At 65.5% G+C, this 14,587-nt stretch carries 14 protein-coding genes; 6 read left to right on the forward strand and 8 right to left on the reverse strand.

Annotated elements, in window-relative coordinates:
• Positions 1–247: 247 nt before the first annotated feature.
• Together ACQR1H_RS29235 and ACQR1H_RS29240 are read left to right on the forward strand one after the other, a co-directional pair.
• Positions 248–550, forward strand: a complete 303-nt coding sequence (locus tag ACQR1H_RS29235; protein ID WP_316180957.1) for a hypothetical protein — start codon at positions 248–250, stop codon at positions 548–550.
• 205 nt (positions 551–755) lie between these two features.
• Entirely contained in the window at positions 756–1,574 is an 819-nt protein-coding gene (locus tag ACQR1H_RS29240) for an LssY C-terminal domain-containing protein (RefSeq protein ID WP_316180955.1), read from the forward strand.
• Between the two features lie 15 nt (positions 1,575–1,589).
• Here ACQR1H_RS29240 and ACQR1H_RS29245 read toward each other — a convergent pair whose 3' ends face one another.
• The 4 genes from ACQR1H_RS29245 to ACQR1H_RS29260 form a co-directional block, all read right to left on the reverse strand.
• Positions 1,590–3,095, reverse strand: coding sequence for an MFS transporter (locus ACQR1H_RS29245; protein ID WP_316180953.1), 1,506 nt, complete (start codon positions 3,093–3,095; stop codon positions 1,590–1,592).
• Positions 3,096–3,167: 72 nt separating this feature from the next.
• The gene (locus ACQR1H_RS29250) at positions 3,168–4,979 is read right to left on the reverse strand and encodes an amidohydrolase (protein WP_434908583.1); all 1,812 of its coding nucleotides are present in this window, start codon (positions 4,977–4,979) and stop codon (positions 3,168–3,170) included.
• A 242-nt stretch (positions 4,980–5,221) separates the two neighbouring features.
• Positions 5,222–6,022 carry a hypothetical protein gene (locus tag ACQR1H_RS29255; protein WP_434886003.1) on the reverse strand — a complete coding sequence of 267 codons (801 nt, stop codon included), beginning with the start codon at positions 6,020–6,022 and terminating at the stop codon, positions 5,222–5,224.
• Between the two features lie 96 nt (positions 6,023–6,118).
• A complete protein-coding gene (locus tag ACQR1H_RS29260; RefSeq protein ID WP_434886004.1) occupies positions 6,119–7,615 on the reverse strand; it encodes an amidase in 1,497 nt (498 codons plus the stop codon).
• A 743-nt stretch (positions 7,616–8,358) separates the two neighbouring features.
• On the opposite strand from ACQR1H_RS29260, the gene ACQR1H_RS29265 reads away from it, so the two are divergent.
• Positions 8,359–8,652, forward strand: coding sequence for a GlsB/YeaQ/YmgE family stress response membrane protein (locus tag ACQR1H_RS29265; protein ID WP_316215629.1), 294 nt, complete (start codon positions 8,359–8,361; stop codon positions 8,650–8,652).
• Positions 8,653–8,665: 13 nt separating this feature from the next.
• Here ACQR1H_RS29265 and ACQR1H_RS29270 read toward each other — a convergent pair whose 3' ends face one another.
• On the reverse strand, positions 8,666–9,652 hold the full coding sequence (locus ACQR1H_RS29270) for a helix-turn-helix domain-containing protein (RefSeq protein WP_434886005.1): 987 nt from the start codon (positions 9,650–9,652) through the stop codon (positions 8,666–8,668).
• 104 nt (positions 9,653–9,756) lie between these two features.
• Between ACQR1H_RS29270 and ACQR1H_RS29275 the strand changes: the two genes are divergently transcribed.
• Together ACQR1H_RS29275 and ACQR1H_RS29280 are read left to right on the forward strand one after the other, a co-directional pair.
• Positions 9,757–10,482, forward strand: coding sequence for an alpha/beta hydrolase (locus ACQR1H_RS29275; RefSeq protein ID WP_316180944.1), 726 nt, complete (start codon positions 9,757–9,759; stop codon positions 10,480–10,482).
• A 156-nt stretch (positions 10,483–10,638) separates the two neighbouring features.
• Positions 10,639–11,142, forward strand: a complete 504-nt coding sequence (locus ACQR1H_RS29280; RefSeq protein ID WP_434872903.1) for a hypothetical protein — start codon at positions 10,639–10,641, stop codon at positions 11,140–11,142.
• Between the two features lie 25 nt (positions 11,143–11,167).
• Here the strand turns inward: ACQR1H_RS29280 and ACQR1H_RS29285 are convergent, their stop codons facing one another.
• Together ACQR1H_RS29285 and ACQR1H_RS29290 are read right to left on the reverse strand one after the other, a co-directional pair.
• Positions 11,168–11,938 (reverse strand): exodeoxyribonuclease III, encoded by a 771-nt coding sequence (locus ACQR1H_RS29285; protein ID WP_434872902.1) that lies wholly within the window; start codon positions 11,936–11,938, stop codon positions 11,168–11,170.
• Positions 11,939–12,094: 156 nt separating this feature from the next.
• Positions 12,095–12,922, reverse strand: coding sequence for a helix-turn-helix transcriptional regulator (locus ACQR1H_RS29290; RefSeq protein ID WP_434898625.1), 828 nt, complete (start codon positions 12,920–12,922; stop codon positions 12,095–12,097).
• Positions 12,923–13,013: 91 nt separating this feature from the next.
• Here ACQR1H_RS29290 and ACQR1H_RS29295 point away from each other — a divergent pair, with 91 nt between their 5' ends.
• Positions 13,014–13,916, forward strand: a complete 903-nt coding sequence (locus ACQR1H_RS29295; protein WP_434898626.1) for an SDR family oxidoreductase — start codon at positions 13,014–13,016, stop codon at positions 13,914–13,916.
• A gap of 62 nt (positions 13,917–13,978) precedes the next feature.
• On the opposite strand, the gene ACQR1H_RS29300 is transcribed toward ACQR1H_RS29295, so the two are convergent.
• Complete coding sequence (locus ACQR1H_RS29300) at positions 13,979–14,557, reverse strand: TetR/AcrR family transcriptional regulator (protein ID WP_315800311.1); 579 nt, start codon at positions 14,555–14,557, stop codon at positions 13,979–13,981.
• Between the last annotated feature and the right edge of the window lie 30 nt (positions 14,558–14,587).

The raw sequence follows: 14,587 nt of genomic DNA on the forward strand, positions 1-14,587 counted from the left end.
TCGTTGCGAGCGAAGCCAAGCAATCCAGGCTGTGCGTGCCCCTGGATTGCGTCGTCGCGGAGCCTGCCCTCGGGCTCGCCGCAGGCGAGACTCGAGGGGCTCCTCGCAATGACGGAGTCGGAGAGATGCGTCCCGTGGTTAACGGCTCGTTCGAGCCGACTCGAAATCGGCGATGATTGTGCGTCCGCATCATTAAAAGTTGAAGCGTATTTCCTCGCAGGTCCGCTGATGTTCTCGGACGATGACGATGAGCAAAACGCCAATGTCCTTGCAGATGCGGCCGTCCATGACGGCAACCGCCGATGCGGAGTTCCCCTGGTTCACGGCTGCGATGCTGGCCATGGAAGCCGGCGAGGTCATCCGGCTCCGGCTGGAGAAGTTCGCGCGCGGCGAAGCCGATGCGGGCGAGGAGGCTGAGCTGATGGTCAGCGAAAAGATCGCCGCAGCCCTGGAGGCGACGGCGAAGCTGATGGCCGGCGCGAGCCCGGCGGCAGTCGTCGATCTCTATCGGGGCTATGTCGCGGCCAACGCCGAGCGGCTGTCGGCCTAAGCCCTGCGCAGTCCGATTGCGTTGGACTGCGGATGTCGAGCCACCGAGCGTGGACGAGCTGGTCGAAACGCCGCCGGCTGGGCCGTTTCATGCGTTCAGGTGCGGTGTGTTGCCATTGTGATGAAGATCGGACACCTTCCCGAAACCACCGACTGCCGCTCAATTCTTTCGCCGGACCGATCGAGTGCGACTGCTCATACGCCTCATGCAACGCGTGCTGGTCGCCGGGCTGGGGATCTTCACGGTCTGGCTGATCGTCTTCGTGGTGTTCGAGACCGCGAACCGCAGGCTGCCTTGGATTGCCGCAGTCGGCGTCAGCTACGCGTTCGCGGCCTATGTCGTTCTGCCACGCGTGATCCGGTTGAGCCTCAGGATTCTTCAGAAGCGGCGAGTGCCCAGCTACACGATCACGGGGGATGGATTGCCCGGCGACCCCGTCAATCTCGCCCTGGTCGGGACGCTCCAACAGCTTCGCGCAAGCTTTGCTGCGGTCGGTTGGTCTGAAGCGGACCGATTGGGCCTGACGAGCTCCTGGGCCATGATCCGCGCCTTTGTCCTCGATGCGCCTTACCCCGCCGCTCCGTTCAGCACGCTCTATCTGTTCGGGCGCGGCCAGGATATCGGCTTTCAGAAAGCCATCGGCAACAGCCCGCGAAAGCGCCATCACGTCAGGTTCTGGGCTGTTGGCCTGGCACACGCAGAGCAAACTTGGAATGCAGGCGATTTCTGGTCCAACGCCGATCAGCCGGCGGTCGATGAATCCGCTCTGTGGGTCGGCGCCGGCACGAAGGACACCGGCCTGTCGTTCACCCGATTGACGTTTCAGGTCACGCACGCCACCGATCCGGATGTCAACGCCGAGCGGGACTACATCATGGCCGAACTGATCAGGACACGATCGATCGAGACCGTGGAGCTGTACAAGGCTGGTCAGAGCCTCCCCGAGCGGGTCAATCACTACGTGACGGACGGAGACATTGCGTTGGCGAGCCTGTTGGTCTCCACCGCAGACGACGACACATGATTTGCCGTCGTCTGTCTAATGGACACGCTGACGAGCCGCTTTCGATGTCGTCCGTTCTGCCCGGGGCCGGACCAGGAAGGCGGTTCCGAGCAGGACGAGCATCGCCACGGTGACGACCGTCAGGAACGCCTGATCGAAGGCGCGATGGGCGTGCGAGGTGACGATGGCAGCGAGCTCGGTCGGCAGCCGCTCGGCTGCGATCAGCGCCTCGTCGATGCTGTCGCGCGCAGCGGCGGGAATGCCGAGGCCGTCGGGCAGAACCATGAAGGCCGTATAGACCCCGGACAGGATGCTTCCGAAAATGCTGATGCCGATGGTGCCGCCGAGCTCGAACGACACTTCCTCGATCGACGCGGCCATGCCTTCGCGGCCTTCGGGCGCGTGATTCATCACGGCGTTGGAGGCGGCCGCGATGGATGCGCCGAGCCCGAGCCCGTTGATTGCGATGCAGATCAATTGCAGCACGAGGCTGGCGTTGTAGCAGAGCAGGTAGCCGGCCGCGCCGATGCCTGCGATCGCCAGCGCGCCGGACATCGTGGTGGCGGCTCCCACGCGACGGAGCATGAGGCTCGCGAGCGGCCCGCCGATGAATGCCCCCAGCGGGGCTGGCAGGATGTACAATGCCGCCTGCAGCGGCGAGTAGCCGAGGACGAGCTGCAGGCGCTGGCTGATCGCGAGCTCCGTGCCCGCAATGGCAAGTGAAGCCACGATCGCGGTGATCACGCTGAGCGTGAACTCGACGTTTCGGAACAGGGTGAAGTCGAGCAAAGGATCCTCGAGACGCAATTGACGGCGCACGAACACCGTCAACATGATGACTGTCGCGACGGCCGTGCCGGCAAGGACGACATAGGACGACTGGCGACTGCCGAGCTCCTCGACGACGTAGGCGAAGCCGATCAGTCCGGCCATCACCTGCACTGAACCGAGGAGGTCCCAGTCGCGCTCAGCACGATCTCGCGGCGCAGGAATCAGCAGCAGGCCGGCGGCCAGCGCCAGGACGACGAGCGGCACGTTGATCAGAAAGACCGAGCCCCACCAGAAATATTCCAGCAGGACGCCGCCGACCAAGGGGCCGACCGCCGCCCCGCTGGACGCAACGGCTCCCCAGATCGCGATGGCGAGCGCCCGTTCGTGGTCATCGGAGAAGGTGATGCGAATGATCGACAGCGTCGCCGGCATCATCAGCGCGGCGCCGATCGCGAGCAGGACGCGTCCGCCAACCAGGATCGTGGCGGTCGGCGAATAGGCGGCGACGACCGAGGCCAGTCCGAAGACGATGAGGCCGGCGACGAATGTCCTCTTGTGCCCGACGCGGTCGCCGAGCGAGCCGAAGCCGGGAAGCAGGCCGGCGACGACGAGCCCGTAGGCCATGACGATCCACAATTTCTCCGAGGCGGTTGCTCCGAGCTCATGGGTCAGGCTGGGCAGCGCCGTATAGAGCACAGTCATGTCGATGACGACGAGCGCCAGCGCGCCGGAGACGGTCAGGAGGATCAGCCAGCGAATGCGCTTCGGCATCGGCGAATCCGCCGGCGGAAGACTCTGGTCAGTCCGCGCATTCGCCATCTCGTGCACCGTCATCATTCCCGTTCAGAGTCCGTCGCGATGTGTGATCCGGCCGTTCATCATCGTCAGCTGAATATTGACCTTGCCGATCTCGTGCGGCCCGATATCGAACAGGTTCTTCTCGAGCACGATCAGATCGGCCAGCTTCCCGACCTTGATGGAACCGATCTTATCCTCCATGCGCATCTGATAGGCCCCGTTGATCGTGTAGCCTCGAATGAGCTCCGGCAGGCTCAGGCGTTCGGTCGCGGGTGGATGGACCAGGCCGTCGGGCTTGCCGGGCTCCTGACGCGTATGGCCCGCCTGCACCGCCTCGAGCGGCTTGACGACGACCTTCGAGCCGGTCGCCAGGGCATCCATTCCGAACGACACCGTGACGCCTTGGTCGATGAACGTCTTGAAGGTGTACATGCGGCTCCAGCGTTCCTCGCCGTAGAGCTCGCGGATGCGACGCTGGCTCGTGTCCGGCACGCCCCACTGGATCTGGGTGTTCGCGATCACGCCGAGCTTTCTGAAGCGCGCAATGTCCGAGGGCGCAGTGAGGAACGCGTGGCAGATGGTATGGCGGCGGTTGCCCGGGCCATGCTTGCCGAACGCGGCTTCGTATCCATCCAGGCTCATGCGGACTGCGGCGTCGCCGACGGTGTGAAGATGCGTGTCGATTCCCTCCGCATGTGCCTGGCGCAGGATCCGGTTCAACACGGGCGCGGGCAGCAACGGTTCGCCGCGCCAATCCGGACTTCCGGCATAGGGATCGAGCAGATAGGCGGTGCGGGTCAGCTCGGTGCCGTCGACGAGCAGCTTGAGCACCTCGGCCTTGACCAGCGGCGTGCGATAGCGCTTCCGGTACGCCCGAATGATCGGCAGCGGATCGACGTTGGGATCATTGTGATAGAGGCAGCCGATCACGCGTTGCAGCAGCTTGCCGCGCCTCTCGAGGTCGACCAGCATGTCGAAACCGTGATGCTGCTCGGTCGGCCAGGCGCTGAAGCCGGCATCGAAGAAGGTGGTGATGCCGGCGGCCGCCAGCTTGGGCTGCCATTCCTCGATGGCGGCGGCGGTCGACTTGAGACCGAACGGTTCGATGCCGTGCTTTTCGAGCGTCTTCAGCACCGCGAACAGCGCGGGCACTTCCAAAATGAAGCCGGTCGGCGCGCCATTAGGATCCTTTTCGTACCAGGAGGAGCCGGGTACGACGTCGCGTGGGGTGTCCTTCGTGATGCCGGCCATCTCCAGCAGCTTGGAATTGACCCAGTAGCTGTGCAGATCGCAACTGACGAGCAGGACCGGCCGGTCAGGGAAGATCGCGTCCAGCGGTTCCTTGCGCGGACCCGAGGCCGGAAACGCGCCCGCGATCCATCCGAAGCCGAGAATGAACTTCTCGTCGGAACGCGTCTTGGCGTAATCGCGCAGGATCTCGTAGATGCGCTCGGGATCTTCCTCGTTGACCCAGGCGCCGCGAGCAAATGCGAGCGTGCAAAGATGCCAATGCGCTTCGACGAAGCCCGGCATCAGCATACGGCCATCGAGGTCGATGACCTCAGCCTCGCGTCTGGCAAACTTCATCGCTCCGGCGTCGTCGCCGACATAGACGATCTTGTTTCCCTTGACGACGACCGCCGTCGCCCAGGGCTGCGAGTCTTCCACAGTATAGACGCGCCCGCCGCGAAACACGGTCGTGCGGCTGGAGGCGGCAAAAGCCTGAGCCGGCCCGGCGGCCGCGAATGCTGCGGCGGCAGCCGTGGTTGCAACCATCCGGCGACGGGTCAGTCCGCCGCCCTCCTTGTTCGACGCCGCAAACAGCGAACCGAGGGCTGAGCCGCATGCGATGCACATTGTCCTGCTCCGAACGCCCGCGCTCCGCATGAGCTGCGTCGTCTACCAATCGAACGCGAAACTACGTCTCTCCGCGCCTTCCAGGATTGACCGCGATCAAGTCGGCCTCAAACTAGGCGAACGTGCGTACGCACACCGAAGTTCTGTTTGCTGATGGCGAAAATTCAAATCGAATGCCTTCAGACCGGATCGCAGACCGGATCACTACTCACGGCCACAGCGGCCGTTCGATCCGAGCAGAATCATTTTGGAAACAGGAAAGCCAGACTCGCCCGAAACTGCCAATGCGATGCCTGGTCCGGCTTCAGCAGGTTGTAGTAGACGCCCACCTCGGCATTGATCGGCTGCTTGTCGACCATGAAGAGCTTGCCCACGCCGACGCCGATCGGGACGACCCAGCGATCATTGCCCTTCGCGAGCCAGTTCGCCGTGATGATGGGACTCGAGCTGATGTAGGACCCGTCGGAGAAGTTGTAGGTCACGAAGTACTGCAGCATCATCTGGTTCACCGGCGCGCGGTCGCTCGGACCGGCAAACGACCAGATGTTGTTGGCGAGTACCCCGAGCACCCACGGACCCGGCATGGTCAGCGCGACGAGGGTCGGACCTGCGCTCCATTTTCCCGAACCGAGGGCGGGATCGGTCGCCGACGGATAGGAAAAGGTCGGGCCGACACCCCAGATGAGGGCGCCCGAATGCGACGGGGTGAGCGCGAAGATCTGGTTGATGTCGCCGACCCCGCCGATCCGGCCCTGCTCAGGGGAGAAGCGCACCTGGGCGATGCCGGGAATGGTCGTGCGCGTCACCAGATTCCAGTCGGCATTGAGCTCGAACGGGATGACCGGCTCGATCTTGAAGACGTCGGCCGTCTGCCGGTACGGGCCCGTATTCGGCATCGCGATGTTCTCGAGGCCGACGCTGATCGTGTCCGCGATCGGGTTCTGCGCCGCCTTGGCCAGATCTTCGAGCGACGGCGCCCTGGCCTGCTGTGCCAGGGCGCCGGAGTCATGGCAGAGCGCCGCGATCAGGAGCGACAGAACCACACGTCGAAAAGCTCTCGGAATCCTTGTCGACCTCGCTGTCGAAGCGCTGCTCTGGCAGCCATTGTCTCGCGTCCGCACCGTATGGCCCCGCTTGCATCAGGTGAAGGTCGGGAAACGCTCGCCCGCGAACAGGGAGCGCCGGAGACGGGACCAGTTGGACGCGAACTGGAACGTGTCGAGATCGGTGTAGGTCTGGCCGATCACCTGCATGCCCGCGGGCATGCGGTCCTCGACCAAGCCGAGCGGGACCTCGACGACGGGATAGCGGTTGAGCAGGTTCCAGTGCCACGTCAGCGCCAGGTTCAGGCCGGTGCCCACCCACGGGTCCACCTTGTTGTCCTTGCTCTTGAACATGTCGGCCCCGACAAGAGGCGTTGCCATGGTCGGCATGAGCAGAATGCGGTAGCCCTTCCCGAACACGCGCTGCTGGACCTGGCGGTGCAGCCGCTGCAGCAGCTCCTCGGCGTCTTCGGCCTGGCGCGGTCCGACCGGGCCGACCTGGTCGAGCATTTCGGTCATGTAGGGCGAGAGCTGATCGCGATGCGCATTCGAGATCTCGATCGCGGTGCCGATGGACGTCGACATCAGCCCACGGATGAAGACCATCTTGTGGGCTTTCGTGAAGCCGCAATCGACCTCGTCCACCGTGCAACCCGCGGCGCGCAGCGCCGCGATGCCTCCCAGCATCGCAGCCTTCACGGAGGGTATGACCTCCGCAATGCCGGCGCCCCAATCCACGGCGATGCGCCACCCGGAAAGGCGCGGATAACGGGTGGGATAGTCGAGGCGAGGGCGCATCGCGGCCATCACCCGCTCGGACGGACCGACGATCGCGTTCTGGAGGCGGACGAGGTCGTCGAAGCGCCGCGCCATCGGGCCCGAGGTCGAGAACGGGATTTCCCCGCCGGCCACGCGTCCGAACGGCGGCCTGAAGCCATAGAGACCACATTGTGAGGCGGGAATTCGGATCGAGCCGCCCATGTCGGAGCCGAGGGCGAGCGTCGTGAAGCCCGCGGCCAACGCCGCGCCGGACCCCGCCGACGACCCGCCCGGAGAATATTCGAGATTCCATGGATTGCGCGTCGTGCCCCAGGCGCGGGTGGATGCGCCGAGGAAGAGGTAGAATTCCGGCACGGTCGTCTGGAACGGCATCACGGCGCCGGCCGCCTCGAGCGAGTCGATGATGGCCGCGTTCTCCGTTGCCGGCGGCGAGTCCTTGTAGATGAGCGAGCCTTGTGTGGTCCGCCAGCCCGGTCTGGAGAATTCGTCCTTGATGGCCACCGTGATCCCTTCGAGCGGCCTCGGGGTGCCGCGCCGATAACGGTCTTCGGACTGCTTGGCCTCCTTCATCGCCTGGTCGAAGTGCTCGTAGGTGATGCAATTGACCTTCGGGTTGTAGGCTTCGATCCGCTTGATCTGCGCCTTCAGGAGATCGACCGGCGACGCCTTGCGGGCCCGGAACATGGCGGTGAGATCGGCGACCGATGCGTAGCAGAGCGGATCGGCGGACTCGGCCCGCGCGGCCGGCAAACCGAGTTCGGACGCGACCAACGCCGCTCCCGCGCCTTTGATGAGCATTCGTCTGTCGATCATACACGCCTCCGCATTTCCGGGAATCGGTCCGAGTATTTCGATTGGATCGTGAGGTGACGATCGGAGAAAAACTAGGATTCAGCTTCGCTGTTCGTGGCTGACCTGGCCGTTCATGACGGTCATGAGCACCTCAATGTTGGGCCAGCATCGACCGCGGCGAACGCCGCGCCTGTCTGGAGGAGCCGGAGTCGTGACAGCCCGGCCTCGTTGGCGGATTCACAATCAAGCTGGAGCAAACCGCGAAATCTCGGCCAGTTGCATGCGACATACATGAATTCACCTTTGCACGCTCTGCGGGAAACGCACTATTCCCGATTCCGCGGATCGTATGAACTCGGGGGAACTACGTAGTCCATTGTGTGCGAAGCGTTCGCATGAGCTGCGCGTGTTCGAGACGAATAGGTTAGAATGATTGTCAATTCGGAATAACTCCGCGACTTCGAAGCGGAATCGCCATTCGAAGCAAGCAGGCCGCATCACATTGTGAGGGACGCCGGCCTGCGTATCGTCCAGTTTGCGATTAGGTCGCGAACTCATCCGATCTGCAGAGTTCAGCTCATGGCAACGAAATCGATGTAACCTGCACGTGCGCGATTCGCCCGGCTCTGCGAGCGTGACCCCTGATCTGGCTGCATCCGTGTCGCAACCGGCGGTCCCGCTTCGCTCGGCAACGTGCTCTCATGATCTTGCTGCTGGCCGTGATGCTCCAACCGAAGTGCGACGGCAGACCGACGGAGTGAAGAATGTTCACACTGGTACACGCAGTGACTTGGCTCGTCGTCGGCTTGATTGGCGGCGGCCTTGCCGGAATCCTGGTGAAGCGCCGCCGGGCAGGTTTCGGGCTCCTCACCAACATCGGATTGGGATGCGTCGGCGCCCTGATCGGCGGTGTCCTGTTCAACCTGTTCGGGTTGTTTCCTGGCATGGGCAGCATCGTCATTTCGCTGCGCGATGTCGTCGCGGCGTTCGTCGGCTCGCTCGTCCTGCTGGCGGCAATCTGGCTGTGGGGCGTAGCACGCGAACCGAGTCCGCGCTGAGCCGGCGGGGCTGTCAGCCCGAGTAACGCGCGGTCTCCGCGCGCCAGTCGCGCGGACGCATGCCGAAGCGCTGCTTGAAGCGGCGCGTGAAGTGCGACAGATCCGAAAAGCCCCAGTCGAAGGCGATGCGGCCGATGTCGCGGCCGCCACGGGCGGGATCACGCAGATCGCGCGCCGCGCCATCGAGCCGGCGCTCCATCACCAGTTCGGAGAAGCTGGTGCCGGCGCGGGCCAGCAGCTTGTGCACATAGCGCTCGCTGATCCCGACGACAGATGCGATGGTCGCCACCGTCAGGCCGGGCTCGCGCACCCGCTCGTGAATGGCGCGGCGCAGCGCCAAGGTCGTTGCATCGGCAAACGCGGTGGTCGCATGCGTCTCGCGGCGGCCGCGGCGCGAAAGGCTCAGCGCCACCAGATCGAGCAGCACGCCGAACAGCGCCGACGCATCGTCCGGCGCGAGCCGCAGCGCGTTGGCGTTGAGGGAGCGCGCCGTCTCCACGATCAGTGCGCCGACGCACGGGTCGTCGGACAGCCGCGTCGGCGCGATGTCCGGCACCGCCGGCAGGCGGCCGAACAGCGCATCGGCTGGGACGCGGAACGAGATCACGCCGAGCGACGGCCCGCGATCGTGCTGAAGCACGAAGGTGCGGTCGCTGTCGAAGATGCCGACCTGGCCGGCGGACAGGCTGACATTGCATTTGTCCTGCAGGATGGTGCAGCGGCCGGCGAGCTTGAGGTTGAGATAGAAGCAGCGCTGGGTGGAAGCGGCGATGTCCGTGCGCGAGCGACGTACGATGTGCTCGGGAAAGCTGACGCGGTTGATGGCGCCGCTCCCGACGCTGATGCTCTGCACCTCCGCGGCGAATCCGATGCCGCGCGCCGGCTCCGGCGTCAGGTTCATGAAGGCCTGGCAGATCGCCTCGCGGTAATACGAGAACTGCTCCTCCGGCCGCACCGCTGCCGTATTCCAGCTCCGCTGCCGTTCCGGCTCGGCGCCCATCGGTTCACTCCGAGACCAATCGGGTTCAGTTGCAGCCAAGCGCCGCGGGCGCGGTCCGGCCCATAGTCCTTGCACCGCCTTCCATCGTGCAAAGGAACGTGATCATGTCAACCTACGTCCTGGTCCATGGCGCCTGGCATACCGGCGCCGAGCTCGAACCGGTCGCAGTGCCTATTCGCGCCGCCGGCCACACGGTGCATCTGCCGACCATCCGCGGCAACCGCCCCGGCGACGCCAAGACCACCGGACTCGACGAGGCGATCGCCTCGATCTGCGACTACTTCACCGAGCACGACATCACCGACGCCGTGCTGATGGGGCACTCCTATGGCGGCATGGTCATCACCGGCGTCGCCGACCGCATCGCTCAGCGCATCCGCCGCCTGGTCTACTGGAACGCGTTCGTGCCCAACGACGGCGAGTGCCTCAACGACATGGTGCCACCGCACTATGTTGCGCTGTTCGACGCGGTGGCGGTGGAGCGCGGCGACGGCTCGGTGGTGCTGCCGTTCCCGGTCTGGCGCGAGGCCTTCATCAACGACGCCGATCTCGCCACCGCGACGCGCACCTATGAGATGCTCAATCCGCATCCCAACAAGACCTTCACCGACAAGATCACGCTGCGCACCAATCCCGCCGAGATGGCAATCGCGAAATCCTACATCAACTGCACCGAGGACACGGCGCTGCCGCACAGCCTGCCATGGCACCCGCGCCTGTCCGGCAAGCTCGGCCTGTTCCGGCTGGTCCAGGTGCCCGGCAGCCATGAGCTGTGCTTCTCCGATCCCGGCCGGCTCGCGCAAGCGATCATGGATGCGGGCCGGGACTGACGGGGCGCCGTCACGCTCTCGGTGTGACGCCACGCGGTGATGATTCCAGGTTGTGATCGGCGTCACATTCGCCGGGAGCGCGATCGGCCAGACTGATCTCCGATGATTGCAGCTCGGCGGGGCATCCATCCTCGCCGCACCATCGGAGAACGCGTCATGGCCCAGCTCCACCTGACGTCCCCTCGGGGTCTTGCATCCAAGACATCAGCCGCGAAAGCGCCCGCGCGGCCGGCCGCAACCAGGGCCGGCTGGCTCGCGATGGCCGCCGGCGTGATCACGACCGTGTTCGCTGCGATCGGCGCGGTGAACAGCGTCATTCCCGCGGCGTCGAACGTCGGCGCGGCCGTGCTCGACGCGCTGAACCTGCCGGCCTGCCTGTCCTATGCCGATCGCTATGACGGCACGCAGAGCAGCTTCCGCAAGGAAGGCCAGCTCTGGCGCGAATATCCGCGCGGCTCGGAGACCTTCAGCTACGAGTTCAGGGAGATCCGGCGCACGCGCCAGGAGATCATGCTGTGGAACGTGACGCCGCGCCCGAACGTGCCCGACGCCGCGAGCCTCGTCGTACACCTGCCGGTGTGCGGCGGCATGGCGGTGCTGACCGAGGGCCTGCCGGAGCGGGCGACCAACCTGCAGCAGACCTGGCCGGACCGCGGCTGAAGCTCCGACGCGCGCGACCTTCGGACTATGTCAGCACGATCCACGCCGGCGCGTGATCGCTCGCGCCGTCCTCGCCGCGAATGGCGCGGTCGATGCCGGCCTTGGCAAGGCGCGGCGCGAGTTGCGGGCTCAGCAGCAGATGATCGAGCCGCAGGCCGGCATCGCGCGGCCAGCGGTTGCGCTTGTAGTCCCAGAACGTGAACATCGGCGCCTTCGGATGCAGCGTGCGGATCGCGTCGCACCAGCCTTGATCGACCAGCGCGTGAAAGGCGGCGCGGCTCTTCGGCTGGATCAGCGCGTCCTTGTCCCAGGATTTTGTCGGGTAGATGTCGAGCGTATCAGGCGCCACATTGTAGTCGCCGGCGAGCACGACCGGCAGGTCGTCCTTGATGAACTTGGCCGCGTGCCTGTGCAGCCGCTTGAACCAGGCGAGCTTGTGGTCGAATTTCGGCCCCGGCTGCGGATTGCCGTTCGGCAGATACAGACAGCCGACGACGATGCCACGCACCGCGGCCTCGATGTAGCGCGCCTCGTGATCCCCGGGATCGCCGGGCAGGGCGGTGCGCGTCAGCACCGGCTCGGCCTTCCGCGCCAGGATCGCGACCCCGTTCCAGGTCTTCTGCCCCTGCCACACCGCGCCATAGCCGGCCTTGGCCATCGCATCGACGGGGAAATCGACCTCGGTGCATTTCAGCTCCTGCAGGCAGACGATGTCGGGCCTGGCGGCGCGCAGCCAGCGCAGCAGATTGGGGAGCCGCCGCCGGACATTGTTGATGTTGAAGGTCGCGATCTTCATGATGCCTGTTGCGGTGGGGATGGTCCGGATGACCAAGCTCGCAATCGCCTTTTGGTTCACGCTGCAGCATCGATGCAGCCAAGGCTGCCTATGAAAGCCCGGCCCATCAGGCAGCCACGCGCTTCTCGGCGGCGCGAGTCGAGAGGGCGCACGTGTCTATTTAGGTCGCGACGTCACCAGCGCGCGGATCTTGTCCGCATCCTCCGGCGTCGCGGGATTGTAGATCACCATGGTGAGGTCGGGCCGGCCATCGACGGCGAAGCCCGAGAATTCCAGCGAGAGCGGCCCGGCGAAGGGATGGTGCAGGACCTTCACGCCATCGCCATGCCGCCCTTGCACATCATTGTCGCGCCACATCGCCGCGAAGTCCGGGCTGGTCGCGCAGAGCTCGTCGACCAGCGATTGGACATTGCGGGCCGCGCCGGCGCGCGCCACGTCGGCGCGGAAGGACGCGACCACATAGCGCGCCACGGCCTGCCAGTTGGACTGTGCGGCGCGGACGCGGCTGTCGTGGAACATCATGCGCAGAACGTTGCGCTGGCCCTCGGGCAGGGTGCTGTAGTCGGTGAGAACGACCGTGGCGGCCCTGTTCCAGGCGACGATGTCCCATGTCGCCGTGCGAACGAAGGCGGGGCTGTAGTCCAGCGTGTCGAGCACGCGTTGCAGGCGGGGGGAGATGCCGTCGATGGCGTGATAGCGGGCTTCGGGCGGCCGGCCGAGACCGAGCAGGAACAGATGCTCGCGCTCGACGTCGGTCAGCATCATGGCGCGCGCGATGCGGTCCAGCACGTCGGCGGAGGGCGCGCCGCCGCGCCCTTGCTCCAGCCAGGTGTACCAGGTGGCGCTCACATTGGCGCGTTGCGCCACCTCTTCGCGCCGCAGCCCCGGCGTTCGCCGCCGCTGCAGCGGCAGGCCGAACGCGGTCGGATCGAGCTTGGCGCGGCGATCCCGGAGATAGGTCCCGAGCGAGTTGCTGTCCGTCATCCTGTTAGCGATTATACCCGTATAATGTCACGACTTTACCCGCATGAGCAGCGTAGCAATATCCCGGCGATCTGAACAGGGAGTGTGTCTCATGCGTGTCTTCGTCACCGGCGCCGCCGGCTTCATCGGCTCCGAAACCACCAAAGAGCTGATCGCTGCCGGGCATCAGGTCATCGGCCTCGCGCGCTCCGAAGAGAACGTCCGCACGCTCGAGCAACTGGGCGCGCAGGTTCATCGCGGATCGCTGCAGGACCTCGACAGCCTCAAGCGCGGCGCGAAGGACGCCGACGGCGTGATCCATCTGGCCTTCATCCATGACTTCGCGAAGTTCGCGGAGAACGGTGCGATCGACAAGGCTGCCATCGAAGCCATGGGCGAGGTGCTGGTGGGCTCGAACAAGCCGTTCATCGTCACCTCCGGAACGGGGCTCGTGGCGGCCAATGTGGTGGTCACCGAAGACATGCGGCGCGAGTCGTCAGCGCATGTCCCGCGCGTGTCCGAGCAGACGGGTCTCGCCTATGCGTCGCGCGGCGTGCGCGCAATGGTGATCCGCCTGCCGCAGGTGCACGGCGCGCCGGGAAAAGCCGGGCTGATCTCCTATCTGGTCGAGCTCGCACGGCAGAAGGGCCGCGCCGCCTATGTCGGCGCGGGCGCCGAGCGCTGGGCCGCGGCGCATCGATCGGATGTCGTCCGCCTCTACCGGCTCGCCCTGGAGAAAGGTACGGCCGACGCGATCTACCACGCCGTCGGCGAGGAGGGCGTCCCCATGCGCGAGGTCATCGAGGCGGTCGGCCGCGCGCTGAACGTGCCGGTCGTCTCGATCAGAAAGGAGGAGGCTGGTGACTACTACGGGCCGCTGGCGATGTTCGCGGGCCTGGACATGCCGGCCTCCAGCACCCTGACACAGCAGCGCCTGGGCTGGACGCCCGAGGGCATCGGCCTGATCGCCGACATCGGCCAGCCGGACTACTTCAAGCCGAGCTCTCGGAGTTGAAGGATTGCCTGGAGCGGATCGTCTCAAATTTCATGCTTGTCACCGGAGTTGCGCAGTCGAGTTCAATCCGTTGCAAGCGCCGCCGTCGCGGCCGCGATGACTTCGTCCTGTAGCGGCGAGGCGCCGAGCGCGCGGGCCATGACGACAGTACCGATCAGCATCGTCAGTGTGCGGATCGCTTCCGCGCGCGCGTCATGCTCTGCAACGCCGCGCGCAATCAGACCGGCTGCAACGCGCGTGATCAACTGCTCGGCGCCGACGGTGAATTCCGTGCCGAGCACGTCCGGCATCCGCCCGGCGTCGGCACCGAAGCCCGCCGCGGGACAGCCCATCCCGGGATGGGCGATGTGCTCGCGCGACAGGTAGCGCGCCACGTAGGCGGCGAGCGCCGCTTCGGCGCCGCCTGTGTCCATGTCGCGGTCGATGCCGCCGGCCATCGCGGCGAAGGCGTGCCGCGTGGCGGCAGCGAGCATGTCGTTCTTCGACGCGAAGTGCCGGTAGAAGCCACCCTGCGTCATGCCGGCGGCGGCCATCACGTCAGCGATGCTGGCCCCCGCGACTCCGCGCTCGCGCAGCAGGCGCGCCGCCGTATCGACGATTTTCGCTTTGCTCTCAGCGGTTTGTTCCCTGGTCTTGCGCATGTGATCGAACCTGTCTCGTGTCGCTTGACA

This window comes from Bradyrhizobium sp. HKCCYLRH2015 (genome assembly GCF_051168215.1).
Lineage (GTDB): Bacteria > Pseudomonadota > Alphaproteobacteria > Rhizobiales > Xanthobacteraceae > Bradyrhizobium.

Coding starts and splice junctions, on each gene's coding strand:
- ACQR1H_RS29235 (WP_316180957.1), top strand. CDS start 248: ATGAGCAAAACGCCAATGTCCTTGCAGATGCGGCCGTCCATGACGGCA.
- ACQR1H_RS29240 (WP_316180955.1), top strand. CDS start 756: ATGCAACGCGTGCTGGTCGCCGGGCTGGGGATCTTCACGGTCTGGCTG.
- ACQR1H_RS29245 (WP_316180953.1), bottom strand. CDS start 3,095: ATGCCGAAGCGCATTCGCTGGCTGATCCTCCTGACCGTCTCCGGCGCG.
- ACQR1H_RS29250 (WP_434908583.1), bottom strand. CDS start 4,979: ATGTGCATCGCATGCGGCTCAGCCCTCGGTTCGCTGTTTGCGGCGTCG.
- ACQR1H_RS29260 (WP_434886004.1), bottom strand. CDS start 7,615: ATGATCGACAGACGAATGCTCATCAAAGGCGCGGGAGCGGCGTTGGTC.
- ACQR1H_RS29265 (WP_316215629.1), top strand. CDS start 8,359: ATGTTCACACTGGTACACGCAGTGACTTGGCTCGTCGTCGGCTTGATT.
- ACQR1H_RS29270 (WP_434886005.1), bottom strand. CDS start 9,652: ATGGGCGCCGAGCCGGAACGGCAGCGGAGCTGGAATACGGCAGCGGTG.
- ACQR1H_RS29275 (WP_316180944.1), top strand. CDS start 9,757: ATGTCAACCTACGTCCTGGTCCATGGCGCCTGGCATACCGGCGCCGAG.
- ACQR1H_RS29280 (WP_434872903.1), top strand. CDS start 10,639: ATGGCCCAGCTCCACCTGACGTCCCCTCGGGGTCTTGCATCCAAGACA.
- ACQR1H_RS29285 (WP_434872902.1), bottom strand. CDS start 11,938: ATGAAGATCGCGACCTTCAACATCAACAATGTCCGGCGGCGGCTCCCC.
- ACQR1H_RS29290 (WP_434898625.1), bottom strand. CDS start 12,922: ATGACGGACAGCAACTCGCTCGGGACCTATCTCCGGGATCGCCGCGCC.
- ACQR1H_RS29295 (WP_434898626.1), top strand. CDS start 13,014: ATGCGTGTCTTCGTCACCGGCGCCGCCGGCTTCATCGGCTCCGAAACC.
- ACQR1H_RS29300 (WP_315800311.1), bottom strand. CDS start 14,557: ATGCGCAAGACCAGGGAACAAACCGCTGAGAGCAAAGCGAAAATCGTC.